This is a genomic window from Bacteroidota bacterium (genome assembly GCA_019637975.1).
GTDB lineage: Bacteria > Bacteroidota > Ignavibacteria > UBA10030 > UBA6906 > CAADGV01.
Window position 1 is genome coordinate 128,640 of record JAHBUR010000010.1, and the last position, 18,096, is coordinate 146,735.

The window sequence follows — 18,096 nt, forward strand, 5'->3', positions numbered from 1 at the left end:
CGCCGACACAGCCCACAGAGGGGCCTGCCGACGCGTTACGTGCCGCTTCTTGAACAAAGAACAGAAAGGATAAACTACGGTATTAGAATGGTAGAACGGAAGAAACAAACAGCGGTTTACCACCCCGCTGTGAAAAAATATGAAACGGAAGTGAGAGAAACAAACATGACCAATCAGGTCACAGTTCTGCCCCGGCACTCGCCAAAACCGATACGAACGCAACCGGGCTGCACGCAATATCCGCGAATAGTCACTTCATCGCCATCTTCAAGGAACCTGCGCGTTTCGCCGGTTGGTAATGAAAGTGGCTCTGTGCCGCGCCATGTTCGCTCCAGCAAGCAGCCTCGCGATTCCTTCGTCGGGCCGGAGACTGTGCCACTTGCAAGCAAATCGCCCGGACGAAGGTTGCATCCGTTGCTTGTATGATGTATCAGCATTTGCCCGATCGTCCAGTACATATCACGGAAGTTCCCATGGCTGACGAGAAACGGCTCCATCTTTGCATCCTGCATCTGTTGCGTACGAAGAAACACTTCCAGTATCAAATTCACTCCTCCCCTCATCCCATTCGCTGACGAGTCGAGATACGGTAGCGGCGCGGGGTCGTCAGCAGGACGCGCAAACGCAGGACAGCGGAAAGGCTCAAGGGCATCAAGCGTAACAATCCACGGAGAAAGAGTCGTCGCAAAACTCTTCGAGAGGAACGGCCCGAGTGGTTGATACTCCCATTTCTGAATGTCTCGTGCCGACCAATCGTTCACCAAACAAAGACCGAAGATATGGCGTTCGGCCTCGGTAATAGGAATGGGCTTGCTTAATTCGTTTCCCGGCCCGACAAAGAAACCGACTTCAAGTTCGTAATCAAGCTGTTTGGACGAGCCGAACACAGGGGCAGGTGCATCATCAGATTTCGTCTGCCCGGAAGGGCGTTGTACCGGCGTTCCGCTGACTACAATGGACGATGCGCGGCCGTGATAGCCAATCGGCACATGCTTGTAATTCGGCAAAAGCGGGTTGTCGGGACGAAACATGCTGCCGACGTTTGTAGCGTGGTAGATCGAAGCATAGAAATCCGTGTAGTCGCCGACGGCAACCGGCAGTTGCATGTCAACAGCAGTCAACGGAACGAGACATCGTTCAATTGTCCCGCGTTCTTCAGTATCTGAGAGAAGAACACTCAGGCGTTTTCTCAGTTCCGACCAATGCGTGCGTCCGAGAGAAAGAAGCCGGTTCAACGTGTCGCCGGAACACGCTTCAGCAGCTTCTTCCGCGAGCCCGGTGAACACTCCTTCGTTGCGTGCGGCCGTGATATCAACCGCCTGATCGCCGATTGCCACGCCGACATGATGCAGGCCGGTGACCTTCTTCCTGAAAACGCCGAACGGCAGATTTTGTATCGGAAAATCGTTTCCCGGAATGTTGGCGGAAGGAATCCAGGAAGTGAGTCGGGGATTGTGGGTTTCGTTCATGATACATGGTTGCGGTTTCGTGTTCGATAGCGTTCACATCAACTGCATTCTCCTCAAATCATCCATCGGTTCACGGAACGAACAGGAGCCGAACGAGATGGCAACGTGTTGCCGGACTTCCTGCAGGTCGCTGGCTTCAAGATGATGTTCATGCCATGAGATGTGATTGTCGTTCAGTGCCAATGCCTCCGGTGATTCTTCTTCAAGAACTTTCACGGTATCGTCAAGACTCATCCCCTTCCGCGCAAAGGCCGCTGCGAGAAACACGTTGAGATAACCGTACATCTTCCCCTGTTCACTGTCGGGCTTGTACGTGAGATTGTATGCGGCCCGGATGGGATGATGCAACCCCGCGGTTGCTTTGAATGCAACATTCTCCTTCACACACGCATGAATGAACCGGGCAAGGTCCTGGCTTGACGGGAATACATCAGCAGTAATTCCTCCGGTTCGGACTTTTACAGAGCGTCTGTGTCTTCCGATTTCGGCAATCAGATCAGCCGGGTCTGTTTGAATGGGAATCTCGATGAACAGCTGAAGTGACGCGGGAACTGCAGCCGATACATTTCTGATTTCATCTGCGCTCGCCGCCTTGGCCTCGATTGTGTCAATCAGAGCTTTTGCGATGCAGCGATCGTTGAAAGCTGCAACTTGCCGTATTTCCAAACGGGGGTTCGGGCCGGCAAGGGCGCTCAACTTCCAGACAGGTGAGCCCGACAGCATTGGCATAGCCTCCTGCGCAAATTCATCAAGCCGTGCAACCGGCACGATGAACCGCCCGAGCGCCCACGCATCGTTTCCGCGCAGATAGGCATCGTAGTTCTTGACTGCTTCCGCCATTGAAAGCCCGGCGGGCGGAAAAAGCCCGGCGTAATCCACGATGCCTGCGAGCAGAGTTGTCAGCGTACGAGTGGGTTTCATTTGCCGTGGTTCGGGGCCCAGGCGCGAAGGGACGCAAAGACTTTTTCGCAGCTGTGCCCTTTCCCTTCTTCCAATTCGCTGGTATCCTGGGAGTGGAGCAATCGGCCCGTTTCATCCAACACAAAGAGATGCGGATATCCGGCAACCTTCGGGTATCGGGAGAGAACTTCTTCGTTTTTGTTGTTCTTGCTCCAGTTCACTTTCACCACGACGAAACTGGCATGAAGGAATTCGTTCAAGTCGGGATTCCGCACGAAGAGTGAATCCAAACGGTGGCACCACACACACCATTCGCCGCCGACATCGAGCAAAACATTTCTGCCCGACCGCTTCGCTTCTGCAACCGCAAGTTGAATATCAGCAGCGGCGTTACGCTTCTCATCAAACTTCTCAAGCGGTACCCACAGTGGTGTGTCACGGACTTCCGTTCGCGTCTGGGCAATTGCATGAAGGCTCGAGAAAGCAACCATGGCAGCAGCACAAAATATCCGGATCGCTATTCGACCAAACACCATGTTACACTCCCCTCTCTGTTAACGAAGCCATACCTGTTGTTCAGTTTCACAAACCCGCTTCCCTGATGGAAGTCCCACGCCAGGTCAAATTGAGGTTGAACCACCATCTGCCCTTTTGTATCAATGTAGCCGTACTTCCCTCCCGCGCCAACAACCGCAAGTCCTTCGGAAAAGCCGCCTGCATCATCAAACGAGGGTTGAATAACCATCTCTCCGTTTCTGTTCACAAACCCGAACTTGCCGCCTCTCTTCACCCAAGCGTATCCCTCGGAAAAATTGGAGGATGTATCTCTTCCCAACGTGAAGAGCATTGTTCCGTTTTTATCGATGTATCCCCACGCAACGCCCTTGCGCACGCGTGCGAGACCCCCGGTAAATGCAAACGCGTCGTCGAACTGCGCAGGTATCTTGATGGTGCCCGCGTGATCGATGTACGCCCAAAGTCTGCCGGTGTTCACGGCGGCAAGGCCTTCGGAGAAACTCAGCGCGTTGTTGTAGCCTTCTTCGATGACGACATTGCCTGTCGAATCGATATAGTCAAAGCGTGTGCCGATTGTGATAATCCAGAGAAATTTTCTGAGTGAACGCACCCACGCGCGGCCTTCGTAGAAACTCCCGGCGTCGATATACTCCGGTTCGATAACGATTTCTCCGCGCTTGTTGCTGAAGCCCCATTTTTGCCCGCTAAAGACCTTGGACATCCTGATGCGCGCAAAGCCGCCGGAGAAATTATCGGCGTCGCTGAATTGCGGCTCGATTACATACTTGCCCGTTGTATCAATGTAGCCCCACAACCCGTCATTCTGAACCAAGGCAAGCTGTTCAAAGAACGGAAGTGCAACGTCGAACTGCGGCTGAATAACGACATTCCCCTTCCTGTCGAAGTAGCCGAACTTCCCATCCCCGGCAAAAGGAATGTAGATGGATTTTGTTTTCTGTGCCGACACAGGCTGGATCAGCGCAAGCACAGCGACGAGACTTATCAGCAGTGATTTCATCGAACTAACGTCATCTTCTTCGTTTCCGAGAAGCTGCCCGATTTGAGTTGATAGAAATAGACCCCGCTTGCCAATCTGCTCGCATCAAACTCGCGTGCGTGACTTCCCGCCTGAAGTTCGGAATCAACAAGTGTCGCGACTTCTTTTCCCGCGACATCAAACACCTTTAACGAGACAAGCCCGGCTTTCCCGATGTTGAACCGGATCGTTGTCGTCGGATTGAACGGGTTGGGATAATTTTGGTCGAGTGAAAAGTTTCCGGGCAGGCTCGACTCTTCTACACTTGTGGGAGATTCGGGGAATTGTGTCGTGAAAACGCCACGGGCATGCGTTCCGATTGCCAGTGTTCGATCGGAAGCGCGATAATCCATATATCCGATCAGAATATTGCCGATTTCATTTGCCGCGGCTTGTGCCCACACCGTTGATGAACCGTTGAGACTGTTCGTCATCAGCACGCCGATGCTGGTTCCGAGAACCACATTCAACTCCGTTCCGATATGAAACACTGTCGCCCAGCGAATTGAAGGTCCGTCGGGGCCTGCAAGATTTCCTTCAACATCAGTCCAAGTTGTGCCGCCGTTTGTTGTGTACCAAAGACTCTGAAACTCATAGTTGCCGAACGCAACAAGCGCGTTGTCGGAATTTGCCGGATCAACAGCGACGCAACGCACAAACCCGCCTTGCGCCGTTCCGCCGTTAAGTCCGGGGGGAGTAACATCCGTCACAACAGGCGATGCGCCGTTTGCGTCGTCAACTCGTTTCACAATGCCGTCTGTTGTGCCGTAGTACACGACATTGGGGTTGTTGGCTGTCGATACGCCAATAACACTGACGGCGCGTACCCATCCCGAAATCGTTCCGGGGTCTGTTGCCGTGAGGGGAGTCCAACCGGTTGTGTTGGTGCCGTTCGGCGCGTTACTGTTCCGCCATATTCCTGTGTACATTGTCGGGGAGGTACTCTTACCAGCTCCGTAATAGAGAATTCGGGAGTCATTCGGGTCAAGAGCAATCGGGTTTACAAACAACTGCCGTGTGGAACCTGAAGGGGCAAAAGAAGCATACCCGGCTCCGTTACGCGTTTGCCTGTACAGCGGGCCGTTCTGCGATTGTGTGTACAGACGATCGTCGGCAACAGGCGGAAGGGCAACGACTGTTCCGTCTCCACTCGTCACCATATCCCACGAGGACATGCCGGGGAGACTTGTTCCCTGCGACCCGTTGTCTTGCGCACCGGCCAACACATAGTGATCGCCGCTGTCAGGCGAAATGGCAACCGAATAGAATTGCGTGACGTTGTAGCCGTTGTTCAGGCTTGTCCACACCATCGGGTTCAGGCCAACGTCATCTGTGCGTGATATTCCCCCGTCATGCCCGGAGTAATAGACATTCGGATTTCCCGGTCTGAATGCACCGGCGTGAAGATCGGGATGATGATTGCCGTTCGGCCAGTAACTATAGCCGCCGATGTTCGCCGTTGCGGCAGTTGAGGTAAACCCGTTTGACGATCTGTACAAGTCTGTTCCGCCGATCAAAACAAAATTCTCGTCATCGGGTTTTACCTGAACAATCTGATCGTATCCCGTTTGCGTATTCATGCTCGGAATATTGGCGGATCTGTTCTCCCACGTTCCTCCTGAAACTGAATAGGTGTACTTCCAGAGTTGGTGTCCCGCGCCGCCGGAAACATTATTCGCCCTCTCGATGAAGATGTACACAACATTCGGGTTGGATGGTGCAAGACCAAAGACAATACGTCCCGAGCTTGTCGGAAATGTCGCGGGGGCAATATTCGTCCAGCTCGCGCCATCCGGCGAACGCCAGATTTTTGGAACACCCGCCTGCTTCGTAAATCCGTACACGACACCCGTTGAGGTAACTACGACATCAGTCGCAAACCCGCTCGACAAGGCAACGGCCGAGTCCGACCATTGCACAAGAGTCCAGGATGTCCCCCCGTTTGTCGAGCGATAAATGCCGTCCCACGTTGCAGCATAGACTTCATCTTGAGCGAGGTTGGCGGGATTCGTGGCAACATTCCAAACGAAATCGAACGACTCGGTAGTATGTGGTGTGCCGGAAACAGTCGAGGGAATCAGAGTCCACGAGTCGCCGTTGTTGGTTGATTTGTAGATACCGTCGCCACGATAGAATGCTCCCCAACGTGTATCGTTGGTTGTTGAACCCCGAAACTCCCCGGTTCCCACATACCAGATGTGGGTCTTCCCCGCACGTGTATCTTGCGCAATACAGCTTGTTGTATGAATTTGATCGGGAGTGAGTGTGAGGCGCCACGAATCGCCGTCGTTGGTCGTCTTCCAGATTCCGCCGGCAACACTTCCTGCAATCAGCGTCCCGACATTTGCAAGATCTGCCGCAAGTACGCGGGTTCGTCCGCCGACATTGTCGGGGCCGCGTTCCGTCCAGACTAACGCAGGGGCGGCACTTCCCTTTGCAAGCGCCATGTGTTCCCGCGTTGGAATCCGCTTGGCAAATTCGCGTTCAAGCCGGTAGATTCTCTGCGGAATCGCATTTGTCACCGGATTTCGTTGAATGAGAAACTCGTACTCATCGCGGGCACGCGGATTTTCCGGCGTACCTGTGGATAGCGGAACGGGATCAAGGCCGGCTGTGTAAGAATACAACATCATCAGGCCAACAAACAGCAAGGCTCCCGCCAAGAAAATAGCTGACTGTCGCATAACATCCTCTTGTATTGTTATGTCGTAAGAAATGAACTTTCTTGATGGGAAGCTACCACAACTTTGTGGCAGTACCGCCGGGAAAATCGTAGAGTTTAAGGTCGGATGCGGTGATCATTTTCGCCAGCATGAGAATTTGGCCGGTATGCATCGAGAAATGCTCGACAACGTGGTACATCGCTTCAAGGACTGTCACGCTATTTCCCTGTATTTCACGGACTTCGGCAAGCGTCGACGGGTTGAGCAATGCCAACACGCGGCACCCTTGCGATACGGTTCCTTCGAGTTTCGCAAGGAGTTCTGCACGGGGGATGGGCGAACGTTCGTTAAATTCTCTGTCTCTCTCTCGAATCACGGGTTGTTTCCCGACTCCGCCAACGATCCATTGATTGACATTTCCGGACAGGTGAAGAATCAGGTTACCAATGCTGTTCGATGCCTCGTTGGGCCGCCACCAGACTTGTTCATCCGTCAGCATTTCGACAACTGCCCGGATTCGAGGAAGGAAGTCGCGTTCGAGCAATTGAGTGGAATGAGTAATGAAAGATTGTGCAGTATCCATGGTTGCCACTTACGGCTTGAATCGGACGAGATAGGTACGGATGTTCGGGTCGTTCAACCCGACTTCGAAGTCGGCAATCCCTACGCCGCCAAGAGACTGATGCGCGCCGAAGATAACAGCGCAGCGCAGCCCGTTATCTTCCTGTATATCTTGTATAATTGCGGCGTGCCCAATCCACCTGCCGTTCCTTTTGTTCCAGTATTGAATGAAGTCTCCGGGCCTGGCTTCAGATGGTTGAATGATCTCCCCCTTGTTCATCTCGACCAGCGCAGTTTGAATCCCCCGAATCCTCTTATCGTCTTGATTGATGAGTCGGGGAAGGTTACTCCTGCGTCCGACATTGCTGATCAGAATTGCACGCCGCTCCTCGGCAGTCAACTCCCGTTTGAGCAATTGTTCCACGACCACCACAACAAACTGCACACAATTCACCTGCTTCCTGTGCGGGCGATGCCCGTATCTCCAGTTCTTGAAATCTGTTTCAGCCAGCCGGACGCTCACGAGCAGAGGATGCTCGGCTAAAGCCGATTCGAATGCAAAGAACAACGCAACGAAGCACAGAACAAAACGACAATTCATGTAACAAGTACCCCCGTTTCTTGAACTCCTTATTCTTCGCGTGCAGTTGTCACGACTCCGTTGGCTTTCTGCCAAGCCCTCCAACCCCCTGCCAACGAAAAGACGTTCGTGTATCCCATTTTCTGAAGATTATCTGACGACAGGGCGGAACGATATCCGCCTCCGCAATAGAGAACGATTTTCTTAGATTTATCCGGCACGGCCCGTTCAATCTCCCGTTCAATTATTCCTTTGCTCAGAAAGATTGCTCCTGCAATATGCGCTTCGTCCCTTTCATGTTCCTCGCGCGTGTCTATTAATACAAAATCATCGGCGTTTTCGAGGCCCTTCTGCACATCGTCAACGGTGGTTTCGCGCACACGGGTTTTGGCGTCGTTCACCAACGCGAGGAAGCCGGGACTGTGATTCATTGGTTAAAAAAGGGTATCGGGGAAGTTGTTGAAAAATGGTACGCAGAAGAATCGGAAACCGCAACAATCTGGCGCACATATCACAAAAAAAATCGGTCCCGCTACCTGTGCAACGGGACCGTCTATACTACTGGAGTCTTGAAAGCTGTTGCTAGCAGGCCTTTCCAGAGGCTCCTATGTTAATCTTCAAGATAGGATCACCTCGCTTTCCCAGGGCGACAACATCGTACCAGAAATTCCCCTGATCGAATCTCCGGCACAGCGTGATCTACGGCTGTAATCTATGATGAACAGAGTTGAAAGTCAACCCAATTTTTTCGAATGTGCTCCAGCGCTCACCAGTTTCCCGGAAGACCCGGCATCATTAACGATGCCGTGACGTCCGACATGGACAACTGTTTGCTGCAATGATCTGTTGTCGAAGTACTGTTTCAGTGTAAACCGAACCGAGCTGAACGCGATTTCCTTCCAGGGAATTTCGGGTTCGGAAAACAATGCCACTGCTTCTGTCTCCGCGCCGGGAGAGAAATCCGTTTTCGGTAATTCTGCAAGAAAGAACATGTACACTTGTGCAAAGTCGGGAATGCTGTACACCGAAAAAAGCCTGCCGATCACGACTTCTGCATTTGCCTCTTCGCGGGTCTCTCGCATTGCCCCCTCTTCAATCGTCTCGCCCTTCTCAAGAAATCCCGCAGGAAGGGTCCAGAATCCTTTTCGCGGTTCATTCGAACGTTTACACAGCAGGACTTTGTTTCCGCTTACCGGAAGGCAGCCCACAATGATCCGGGGATTCTCGTAATGGATTGTGTTGCATGCATCGCAAACATGGCGCTGTGTGTGGTCTCCTTCCGGAACTGCTAACCGGACAGGCTTGCCGCATGCGCTGCAGAATTTCATGTTACTTCTTCCATTCGAGGCGCGTTGCGCGCAAGGTAAAACCGTCCGATTGCGACATCGAACTCCGATCCGTCTTCCGACTGCATCCGGTACGTCCCCTCCATTGTTCCCCATTCCGTATCAAGAGGGCAGAAGCTGGTATACTCGAATACATCGCCCGGCGCGAGCCGTGGATACTTGCCCACAACGCCCGGCCCTTCGACATCTTCCCGGTCACCATTTCCGTTAATGATCACCCAGTGCCGCGAAATCAGCCGGGCGAGTTTTGTTCCTTCGTTCGAGATGAAGACTCTGTACGCAAAGACGAATTTGTTTTCAGACGGATGAGATTGGTCGGCAAGATACGTTGCAACGGCACGTACGCGAATTCCTTCCGTTGTTGTATCCGAGATGAGCGAATGAGGCATATCTGCACCTTCACGATTACTACTCGATGTAATCCAGTTCTTTGCTGATCAACAAATCCGCTTTGCGCAAGTCAACCTCCTCGGGGCGCGTAATGTGCCGGCACAATTCATCAAGAATTCTCTCCTGAATCATGCCCCGGCTGTACGCAACCGAATAGGGTATCCGGCGAAACGTGACCATGGTATATTTGGGGACGAACAAACCCGGATATTGTTCTTCGAGAATCCGCTCGACTTTCTTCTTGAGCTGGAATTTCGGTTGCGTAACATAATCGCGCATTTCAACAAAATTCTCGACCGCAAGATCTGCAATAGCGTTGGTATCCTTGACCCGCGTTTTCTCAAAGCCTTCGAACACCTCTTTCCAGTCAACCTTGTCGGGCGTGCGCCCATACGACATTTGACGTTGAATGAGGCGACTGATATGCGTGCAATCTTCAAACGCACAATTCATTCCCTGCCCGAAGAACGGAACGATTGCATGCGCGGCATCTCCCAACAGCAGGGATTTCCCCTCCACGTGCCACGGCAAGCCCTTCACGGTTACCATTGAACCCGTCGGGTTTGCAAAGAACTCGTTTGTAAGATCGGGAATTAGCGCGGTTGCGTCGGGGAAATACTCGGCGAAGAACAACTTCACTTGTTCTTCGGAGTTCAAACTCTCGAAACTTTCCTCGCCTTTATGGGGGAAGAAGAAGGTACAGGTAAAACTCCCGTCAAGATTGGGGAGGGCGATGAGCATGAATGTTTTTCTCGGCCAAATGTGCAGCGCATTCCTTTCAATCACATGCTTGCCGTTCGGGCCCGGAGGGATCGTCAGCTCTTTGTAGCCGTAGTCAAGATGGTCGAGCGTGAATTGGCTGATATTCCCTTCCACCATTGCGGATCGGATTGCAGAGGCCGAGCCGTCGGTACCAATCACAGTCCGGAATTGCAGTGTAGATTCCTCGGCCGTGGTTTCGTTTACGAACTTCACATCGCCCGTCTCAAAATCCATTCCCGCACATCTCGTGTTGAAGTTGATGTGAAGATTCTTGTTTTTCTCCGCCGCTGTCATAAGCGCCTTGTTCAGCTCTGAACGGGATATGGCGTAGATAACCTCCGACTCGTCTTTGCCGTAGCGCTGAAAGATAAGTTCGCCGGAGACCGGATGAATCATCCGGCCGCGCATGGAAATGGCAATCCGCATGATTCTTTCGGCAACGCCAACCTCCTCCAGCGCGTGAATGCCTCGTGCTGAAAGCGCCAGATTGATTGACCGTCCGCCGCCGATATCCGTTTCACGCATATCCGGTCTGCGTTCGTACATCTCCACCTGAAAGTTCTTTTTTGCCAGATAGATGCCGAGCAGAGAACCGGCAAGGCCCGAGCCAATAATCGCAATTCTGTTCTTCAATACAGTAACCGAATCCCTTCTATAGTTATCAACCTCCGGCTTCCGTGCCGGATGCAAGAATTTCTACAAATCGAAACACATCGATAAAGGAGTTGTACAGCGGAACGGGAGCCACGCGAATCACATCCGGCTCTCGCCAGTCGCATACCACGCTGTTCGTCATGAGATGGTCGAAAATCTTCTTCCCTCCCTTTCTTGTACGGATGGAGAGTTGACATCCTCGTTGGGCGGGATCCGCGGGCGTAATAACCGAGAACACCTTACTGGGATGATTGTTGAGAAGATATTCGAGATACGATGTCAATCGTACGCTCTTTGCGCGTAATGCGTCCATTCCAACTTCGTCAAATATTTCGAGAGAAGCACGCATTGCCGCCAGCGGAAGAATCGGTGGATTGCTGAGTTGCCATCCTTCGGCGCCGGGAATCGGGTCAAACGTCGGACCCATATTGAACCGTATGTCTTTGCTCTGCCCCCACCATCCTGTAAATCGGGGAAGAGTCGGATTGGTTGCATGACGTTCATGAACGAAACAGCCGGCGATATTTCCGGGTCCGGCGTTCAGGTATTTATACGAACACCAAACGGCAAAATCCACGTTCCAATCATGGAGATTGAGCATGAGATTCCCCGCCGCATGCGCAAGATCGAAGCCGACGATGCAACCTTGAGCCTGTCCCGCTTTCGTGATCCGTTCCATGTCGAATGCCTGACCGGTGTAGTAGTTGACTCCGCCGATCAGAACAACGGCAATTTCATCGCCGTCGGCATCCAACACATCCTCAATATCTTCGGTGCGGAGACTTGTCTCCCCCGCACGCGGCTGCAATTCAATCAGCGAAAGCTTCGGGTCGAATCCGTGAAATCGTATCTGCGATTCCACTGCATACCTGTCCGAGGGAAATGCGTGTGCCTCGATGACGATCTTGTGCCTCAATGTTGTCGGGCGGTAGAAGGACACGAGCATAAGATGAAGGTTCACGGTAAGCGTGTTCATCACAACGACTTCAACCGGTTTTGCGCCGACCAGCCGTGCCGTTTGTTCCGTCAACAATTCATGATACGGCATCCAGGGATTCTTCGCGTGAAAATGCCCCTCGACGCCCAACATCTCCCAATCCTTCAACTCCTGCTCGACAAAACTCCGTACCGATTTCGGCTGAAGTCCGAGCGAGTTGCCGCAGAGGTAGATAACGTCGTTGCCGTTCTTGTCTTTGGGGATAAAGAAGCGGGCGCGGAACTGCTTTAGCGGGTCTTCGGAATCAAGCTGCTCAGCATATTTTTTGTCTGCAGTGAAGTTCATCGTGGGTTCATAGAGTTTGTAGAGTTTGAAGAGATTGTAGAGTTCATGGAGTTCGTAGAGTATTGTGAAGTTTGCGGGGAGAGGGTTGATCAACTCTATAAACTCCAAAAACTCATATCAACTCTAAAAACTCAATCCCCATCGAACTCAAAATCTTCAAGTTCGGGAATATTGGTAAATGCAATTCGTGTCGGTGCCGCGTGTCCTGTTACTCCGCCGAAGTGAACGGCCATCTTGCCGTACTTGGCGTTGAGCTTGTCCATTGCTTGTGCAAGGCCCGTTCGCTTCTCTTCGTCGAATATTCCGAAGTTGTGCAGATCATCGGGCACAAGATTGTACAGCGTTACACCGACCGCCAACGGCTTGCCTGTTTTCGGAATGTCCTTCCATAACTTCTGAAGAGCTTCGAGCAATGTCAACGTATCCTGACATTCCACGAAGTTCACATGCGTTTCCCACTTCGGACGATTCATGAACTTCATGTACAACGCAAGACTCGAACACCAGTAGTTCATGCGACGGAGTCGGGACGCAGCTTTGTGAACGAGTTTCTGCGCAACGCCGAACGCCCCCTCTTTTGTCCGCTCTGCCGGAGGCAATACATGTGAGTGGCCAACTGTACGCCGATGCGTTTCGAGCCCCTCAACATCCTCGCCACGCAGGAGATGCCAGAAGCGTTCGCCAACGACCCCGCCCCAGATCTTCCTCATCGTCATCTCGGAACAATCGAGCAACTGCTTTACGGTAAAGATCTCATGCTCTTGCAGTCGCTTCTCCATCTGCGGGCCAATGCCGGGGAAGTCTCTCGTCTGTAATGTGAGCAAAAGATCGGGCAAGTCTTTTTGTTCGATCACCGTCAATCCATCGGGCTTCTGCATGTCACTGCCGACTTTTGCAAGAAAACGGTTCGTTGCCAGTCCGATTGAACAGCGAAGCGTTGAGCCAACTTTTTCACGAATTGTTGATTTGATGGAAAGAGCAAGAGCTTTTGCCTTCTCCGTGTTCTGTTGGCTCCCCGTCAGTTTGCAGACCATCTCATCAATCGAAACAACGGCATGCACCGGCACACACGATTCGACTGCCTCAACAATTTGATGATGGTAGCGAACATAATGATCGTGCCGCGCCTGAATGCAGAGCAAACCGGGACACATCCTTTTCGCCTCGTCAACACGTGTTCCCGTCTTCACACCAAAAGCCTTCGCCTCATAGCTCGCCGCGATGCAGAACGTTGTATCAGCCATCAGCGGAACAACAGCTATCGGCTTTCCCCGCAATTCGGGATGCAATTCCTGTTCCACCGATGCGAAGTAAGAGTTCAGATCGAGAAAAAGCCAGCTTACCAACGCAATCCCCTTGGTGTCCGTTGAGTCTGTGCAGTCTTTAGTCTGTTCAATGCTCTCGACTACTTAGTCTAAACAGACTTCATAGACTGTTCTTGCCTAACCATTCCATCGCCGTTCCACTCAACAATCTCGACGTTGTCTTTTCACTCAACTGCATCGACTGAATGAGAGAACCCGGACTCGCTTCGCCCAACGGAAACGGATAGTCAGAGCCGAGGGCTAATTTCTCTTCTCCTACCAAATCAAGAAGATATTGTAACATTACTTTGTCATGAACAAGGGTGTCGAGATAGAATTTGCCGAGATAGTTTCTCGGATTGATCTTGTTATGAACCGCCACCAAATCCGGCCGGACGTTGAAGCCGTGTTCAATCCGTCCGATTGTAGCTGGAAACGAACCGCCGCCGTGCGCGAACGCGACACGCAGTTTTGGCAATCGTTCAAACACTCCGCCAAAAATCATCGAACAGATCGCGAGCGAAACTTCCGCCGGCATGCCGACAAGCCACGGCAACCAGTACTGTGGCATCCGTTCCTTCCCCATCATGTCCCAAGGATGAACGAAGATTGCGGCGCCTAGTTCCTGGGCTGCCTGAAAGACGGGAAAGAGATGCTCGTCGTTCAAATTCCACTCATTCACGTGCGAGCCAATTTCAATGCCGGCAAGTTTCAAATCCTTCACGCATCGCTCAAGTTCTTTGATCGCGAGATCAGGCGCTTGCATGGGAACCGTGCCAAGCCCGACAAACCGTTTCGGATGAGCAGCGACGACCTCTGCAATATGGTCATTGAAAAACGTCGCAAGGTCGAGTGCATCATGCGGATTCGCCCAATAGCTGAACATGACCGGCACCGTTGACAACACTTGAACCGTGACGCTGTGCCGGTCGCAATCATGCAACCGGACATTCGCATCCCACAGATTCTCTTCAACATCACGGAAATGTTTGCCGTCGATCATCATCCGTCCGCAGCCGGGCGCATGGTGTTCCAGATTCACCCAGCCGCCGTAGCCGGACTTCGCCTTCATGTCGGGAAGCTTCGGCGGTAGGATGTGTGTGTGAATGTCGATTTTGTGCACGAGGATGGAGCAGCTTTAGTTGTTCGGGCGGAATTCCCTTCTCCGCCACTTCATTCAAAGTGAACGGAGCTTACTATAATCTAAGAACAATTACAGGAAGTGGCAATCTCCAACGAGGCGGCATCCTACTCCTTACGCCGGCTTCTTCGGCCTCTCCATTCTCGTTCCGCACTTTTTGCAGGTACTATTCTCCGCGTTATCGTAGAAGCGCTCGAAGATCGGCGGCAGTTGGGTGACAATGTTGTCGATGTAATGAAATTCTTCATACATCTTGCTGCCGCATTTTTCACAATACCACAGGAAGCCGTCAAGTTCTTTTTCGGCACGCTTGTGTTCGATGACGAGTCCGACCGTATTCGGGCCCCTCTGCGGCGAATGCGGCGTGCGCGGCGGCAGCAGGAATATCTCGCCCTGGCGAATAGGAATATCCTTCGGCTTTCCCTCATCAACCACCTTCAGGACAATGTCGCCTTCAACCTGGTAGAAGAACTCTTCTCCCTCGTTAAGGTGGTAGTCTTTTCGTGCATTCGGTCCGCCGACGACCATGACGATCGTCTCCGCGTCTTCGTACACGCATTTGTTACCGACCGGCGGTTTGAGCAGATGACGGTTGTCGTCAATCCATTTTTTGAAGTTGAGCGGCGCTGTGAGAGCCATGACATTCCTCCTAATTGAATGATTTAGACTGTTGCTATCACCTTGAGTTCAATCGCTATCGGCGTTGGCAATGCGTGCACTTCCACCGTTGTGCGGCACGGCTGATTCTCTTTGAAATATTCTGCGTAGACTTTGTTGTATGCCGGAAAATCCCTTTTCATGTTTGTGAGAAAAACCGTCACATCTACAATCTTGTCCCAGCTCGAACCTGCATCTTCAAGAATTGCCCGGACGTTTTTGAAGACCGAATGACATTGCGTTTCAATGTCGTACGAAACAATACCGCCGTTCGCATCAAATTCAACGCCGGGAATTTTCTTCGTCCCTTTCTCCCTCGGCCCGACTCCCGAAAGAAACAAGAGGTTGCCAACACGCCGCGCATGCGGATAAAGCCCCACAGGCTCCGGCGCTTTTGATGAGTGAACTATTTCCTTCGATTCCATCAACAGACTAAACAGACTGAATAGATCAAACAGACTTCATATCTTGATGCACACATTCTTCGGCTCGGTAAAGAACCGTAACGCCTCAAGTCCGCCTTCTCTTCCGACTCCCGAATCTTTCATACCGCCAAACGGCGTTCGTAAATCGCGCAACATCCAGCAATTCACCCAGACGATGCCGGAACGAACCCGCGCCGCAACGCGATGCGCCCGGCTCAAGTCATTTGTCCAGAGAATTGCCGCGAGGCCGTATTGAGTGCTATCAGCAAAATACAAGACTTCGTCTTCCGTATCAAACGGCGTTAACGTTACCACCGGCCCGAAAATTTCCTCTTGATTCGTTCGACAATTGTGCGGCAGTCCTTCAATCACCGTCGGCTCGACGAACCAGCCGTATTTGCATCGCCCTTCCGGATGCACACGATTGCCGCCACAGAGAATCGTTCCGCCTTCGGTTTGCGCAAGTGCAATGTACGACAGAATCTTCTGAAGATGCGGCAGGGAATTGATTGCGCCCACTTGTGTCGTCTCTTCCATCGGATCCCCGATGCGGAGTTTTCTCGTCCGTTCTAGAAATTCATTTTTGAACTTCTCATACAACGGCCGCTCGACGAAGATGCGTGAGCCGCAAAGACAAATCTCTCCCTGATTCTCAAACGAAGATCGTATCGTTGTATCCATCATCTTCTCAAAATCACAATCAGCAAAGATCATAGCAGGGTTTTTGCCACCCATTTCAAGGGATAATTTCTTGAACATCGGCGCGGCGGCTTTGGCAATTTCAGCGCCGGTTTTCGTTCCGCCGGTGAACGTGATTGCCGTGATTTCCGGATGGGCGCTGATTGCCGTACCCACTTTGTTGCCGTATCCGTGAACAATATTAAGAACGCCCGGCGGGAGTCCCGCCTCGATACACAACTGTGACAGCATGTACGCCGTCATCGGAGTCAGTTCGGATGGCTTGCCGACAACGCAATTTCCTGCTGCAAGGGCCGGGGCAATCTTCCATGTGAAAAGATAGAGGGGGAGATTCCAGGGAGATATGGCGCCGACAATGCCGAGCGGTTGCCGCAACGTATAGTTGATTATCGTATCACCCATCGGATGCGCATCGCTCGAAAAGTGGAGAATGGCTGTTGCAAAGAAACGGAAGTTTCGCGCCGCACGAGGAATATCGACACTCTTCGCAAGCCAAACAGGTTTTCCCTGATCGGTTGATTCGGCAAGAGCAAGCTTGTCGAGATCACGCTCGATAAGTTCCGCAATGCAAAGAAGAATTTGCGATCGTTGCTCTGTTGGCATTGTTGACCACGCAAAAAACGCTTTGTTTGCTGTTTCAACAGCATGCTGCACATCCCGATCATCCGAGTCCGGCAGTTGCGAATACACCTCACCGGTCGCCGGATTGTAGTTCTGGATGTACTCCCCCGAAACAGGTGGGATCAGACTACCGTTTATGTAGTTCTTGATTTGTTCCATGGATTTTTCAACAACAAGGCACAACGGAACACGAAGGCTCTATGTATTTCGTGTGCAACATGTTCTGCTATAGACTCAACGTTCGCCCGCCGTCAACCGGAAGATTGATGCCGTTGATATACGACGCCGCCGGGGTCGCGAGAAACGCCACCGTTGCGCCGAACTCCTCCGGCATTGCGAAGCGTCCCGCCGGAATTTCCGCAATCATTTCGTTCGTAATCTGCTCGATCGTCTTTCCGCTTTTGTCCGATTTGGATTTGATGAGTGCATCGAGACGCCCGGTTTTCGTCATGCCGGGAAGAACATTGTTCACCGTAATGCCGAACGGGCCGAGTTCGCCGGCAAGTGTCTTTGCCCATGATGCAACAGCGCCGCGAATGGTATTCGACACGCCGAGCCCCGCAATCGGTTGTTTCACCGACGTTGAGATGATGCTGATGATGCGTCCGAAGCGTTCGGCTTTCATGCCGGGAATAACCGCCTGCGCAAGGATGTGACTACACAAGAGATGCGCCGAGAACGCGTCAACAAATTCCTTTAGCGCCGCGTCCACAATCGGCCCGCCGGGCGGCCCGCCGGTGTTGTTCACGAGAATATGAACGGGTGGGTTCTTTTTCACAAATTCATTCACACGCTCGCCCACCTGTTTCACATCGGAGAAGTCTGCAACAATGAAACCATGTTTTTGGCCTTTGCCGGTGTCGAGTTCGGATTGAGTTTTTCGCAACGATTGTTCATTGCGCGCCATCAGAACAACCGAGGCGCCGAGGAGGGCCAGTTCCACGGCACTCGCTTTCCCGAGTCCCTGCGTGCTGCCGCAGACGATGGCTGATTTACCTGTGAGGTTGAGATTCATGATTTTCTTAAACACGAGGGCACAAAGGGTACAAAGTAATTTCTATTTTTCCTTTGTGGAACTTCGTGCTACATC

18 protein-coding genes are annotated in these 18,096 nt (G+C 52.2%); all 18 read right to left on the reverse strand.

Annotation, left to right across the window (positions count from 1 at the left end; all coding sequences use genetic code 11):
* Window positions 1-173: 173 nt before the first annotated feature.
* On the reverse strand, window positions 174-1,469 hold the full coding sequence (gene fahA, locus KF749_07580) for a fumarylacetoacetase (GenBank protein MBX2991014.1): 1,296 nt from the start codon (window positions 1,467-1,469) through the stop codon (window positions 174-176).
* 33 nt (window positions 1,470-1,502) lie between these two features.
* Complete coding sequence (locus KF749_07585; protein ID MBX2991015.1) at window positions 1,503-2,390, reverse strand: hypothetical protein; 888 nt, start codon at window positions 2,388-2,390, stop codon at window positions 1,503-1,505.
* Window positions 2,387-2,860: a thioredoxin family protein gene (locus KF749_07590; GenBank protein ID MBX2991016.1), complete on the reverse strand. Its 474-nt coding sequence runs from the start codon at window positions 2,858-2,860 to the stop codon at window positions 2,387-2,389. The genes KF749_07585 and KF749_07590 overlap by 4 nt, the downstream gene beginning before the upstream one ends.
* Before the next feature lie 26 nt (window positions 2,861-2,886).
* A complete protein-coding gene (locus KF749_07595) occupies window positions 2,887-3,903 on the reverse strand; it encodes a WG repeat-containing protein (GenBank protein ID MBX2991017.1) in 1,017 nt (338 codons plus the stop codon).
* The gene (locus KF749_07600) at window positions 3,900-6,605 is read right to left on the reverse strand and encodes a T9SS type A sorting domain-containing protein (GenBank protein MBX2991018.1); all 2,706 of its coding nucleotides are present in this window, start codon (window positions 6,603-6,605) and stop codon (window positions 3,900-3,902) included. Before KF749_07600 ends, KF749_07595 begins: the two co-directional genes overlap by 4 nt.
* A gap of 52 nt (window positions 6,606-6,657) precedes the next feature.
* The gene (locus KF749_07605) at window positions 6,658-7,167 is read right to left on the reverse strand and encodes a DUF1572 family protein (protein MBX2991019.1); all 510 of its coding nucleotides are present in this window, start codon (window positions 7,165-7,167) and stop codon (window positions 6,658-6,660) included.
* A gap of 9 nt (window positions 7,168-7,176) precedes the next feature.
* On the reverse strand, window positions 7,177-7,746 hold the full coding sequence (locus KF749_07610) for a hypothetical protein (GenBank protein MBX2991020.1): 570 nt from the start codon (window positions 7,744-7,746) through the stop codon (window positions 7,177-7,179).
* Window positions 7,747-7,775: 29 nt separating this feature from the next.
* Window positions 7,776-8,156 (reverse strand): sulfurtransferase, encoded by a 381-nt coding sequence (locus KF749_07615; GenBank protein MBX2991021.1) that lies wholly within the window; start codon window positions 8,154-8,156, stop codon window positions 7,776-7,778.
* A 303-nt stretch (window positions 8,157-8,459) separates the two neighbouring features.
* Entirely contained in the window at window positions 8,460-9,053 is a 594-nt protein-coding gene (locus KF749_07620) for an NUDIX hydrolase (GenBank protein MBX2991022.1), read from the reverse strand.
* Window positions 9,050-9,445: a Co2+/Mg2+ efflux protein ApaG gene (gene apaG / locus KF749_07625; protein MBX2991023.1), complete on the reverse strand. Its 396-nt coding sequence runs from the start codon at window positions 9,443-9,445 to the stop codon at window positions 9,050-9,052. The genes KF749_07620 and apaG overlap by 4 nt, the downstream gene beginning before the upstream one ends.
* 34 nt (window positions 9,446-9,479) lie before the next feature.
* Window positions 9,480-10,844, reverse strand: coding sequence for an FAD-dependent monooxygenase (locus KF749_07630; protein ID MBX2991024.1), 1,365 nt, complete (start codon window positions 10,842-10,844; stop codon window positions 9,480-9,482).
* Window positions 10,845-10,884: 40 nt separating this feature from the next.
* Window positions 10,885-12,159 (reverse strand): kynureninase, encoded by a 1,275-nt coding sequence (gene kynU, locus KF749_07635; GenBank protein MBX2991025.1) that lies wholly within the window; start codon window positions 12,157-12,159, stop codon window positions 10,885-10,887.
* A 131-nt stretch (window positions 12,160-12,290) separates the two neighbouring features.
* The gene (locus KF749_07640) at window positions 12,291-13,511 is read right to left on the reverse strand and encodes a DNA polymerase (GenBank protein MBX2991026.1); all 1,221 of its coding nucleotides are present in this window, start codon (window positions 13,509-13,511) and stop codon (window positions 12,291-12,293) included.
* 73 nt (window positions 13,512-13,584) lie between these two features.
* Complete coding sequence (locus KF749_07645) at window positions 13,585-14,592, reverse strand: amidohydrolase (protein ID MBX2991027.1); 1,008 nt, start codon at window positions 14,590-14,592, stop codon at window positions 13,585-13,587.
* 126 nt (window positions 14,593-14,718) lie between these two features.
* Window positions 14,719-15,243 carry a 3-hydroxyanthranilate 3,4-dioxygenase gene (locus KF749_07650; protein ID MBX2991028.1) on the reverse strand — a complete coding sequence of 175 codons (525 nt, stop codon included), beginning with the start codon at window positions 15,241-15,243 and terminating at the stop codon, window positions 14,719-14,721.
* A 23-nt stretch (window positions 15,244-15,266) separates the two neighbouring features.
* Window positions 15,267-15,686, reverse strand: a complete 420-nt coding sequence (locus KF749_07655; GenBank protein MBX2991029.1) for a Rid family detoxifying hydrolase — start codon at window positions 15,684-15,686, stop codon at window positions 15,267-15,269.
* Between the two features lie 36 nt (window positions 15,687-15,722).
* Entirely contained in the window at window positions 15,723-17,165 is a 1,443-nt protein-coding gene (locus KF749_07660) for an aldehyde dehydrogenase (GenBank protein ID MBX2991030.1), read from the reverse strand.
* Between the two features lie 67 nt (window positions 17,166-17,232).
* The gene (locus tag KF749_07665; protein MBX2991031.1) at window positions 17,233-18,021 is read right to left on the reverse strand and encodes an SDR family oxidoreductase; all 789 of its coding nucleotides are present in this window, start codon (window positions 18,019-18,021) and stop codon (window positions 17,233-17,235) included.
* Between the last annotated feature and the right edge of the window lie 75 nt (window positions 18,022-18,096).

Coding starts and splice junctions, on each gene's coding strand:
- fahA (MBX2991014.1), bottom strand. CDS start 1,469: ATGAACGAAACCCACAATCCCCGACTCACTTCCTGGATTCCTTCCGCC.
- KF749_07585 (MBX2991015.1), bottom strand. CDS start 2,390: ATGAAACCCACTCGTACGCTGACAACTCTGCTCGCAGGCATCGTGGAT.
- KF749_07590 (MBX2991016.1), bottom strand. CDS start 2,860: ATGGTTGCTTTCTCGAGCCTTCATGCAATTGCCCAGACGCGAACGGAA.
- KF749_07595 (MBX2991017.1), bottom strand. CDS start 3,903: ATGAAATCACTGCTGATAAGTCTCGTCGCTGTGCTTGCGCTGATCCAG.
- KF749_07600 (MBX2991018.1), bottom strand. CDS start 6,605: ATGCGACAGTCAGCTATTTTCTTGGCGGGAGCCTTGCTGTTTGTTGGC.
- KF749_07605 (MBX2991019.1), bottom strand. CDS start 7,167: ATGGATACTGCACAATCTTTCATTACTCATTCCACTCAATTGCTCGAA.
- KF749_07610 (MBX2991020.1), bottom strand. CDS start 7,746: ATGAATTGTCGTTTTGTTCTGTGCTTCGTTGCGTTGTTCTTTGCATTC.
- KF749_07615 (MBX2991021.1), bottom strand. CDS start 8,156: ATGAATCACAGTCCCGGCTTCCTCGCGTTGGTGAACGACGCCAAAACC.
- KF749_07620 (MBX2991022.1), bottom strand. CDS start 9,053: ATGAAATTCTGCAGCGCATGCGGCAAGCCTGTCCGGTTAGCAGTTCCG.
- kynU (MBX2991025.1), bottom strand. CDS start 12,159: ATGAACTTCACTGCAGACAAAAAATATGCTGAGCAGCTTGATTCCGAA.
- KF749_07650 (MBX2991028.1), bottom strand. CDS start 15,243: ATGGCTCTCACAGCGCCGCTCAACTTCAAAAAATGGATTGACGACAAC.
- KF749_07655 (MBX2991029.1), bottom strand. CDS start 15,686: ATGGAATCGAAGGAAATAGTTCACTCATCAAAAGCGCCGGAGCCTGTG.
- KF749_07660 (MBX2991030.1), bottom strand. CDS start 17,165: ATGGAACAAATCAAGAACTACATAAACGGTAGTCTGATCCCACCTGTT.
- KF749_07665 (MBX2991031.1), bottom strand. CDS start 18,021: ATGAATCTCAACCTCACAGGTAAATCAGCCATCGTCTGCGGCAGCACG.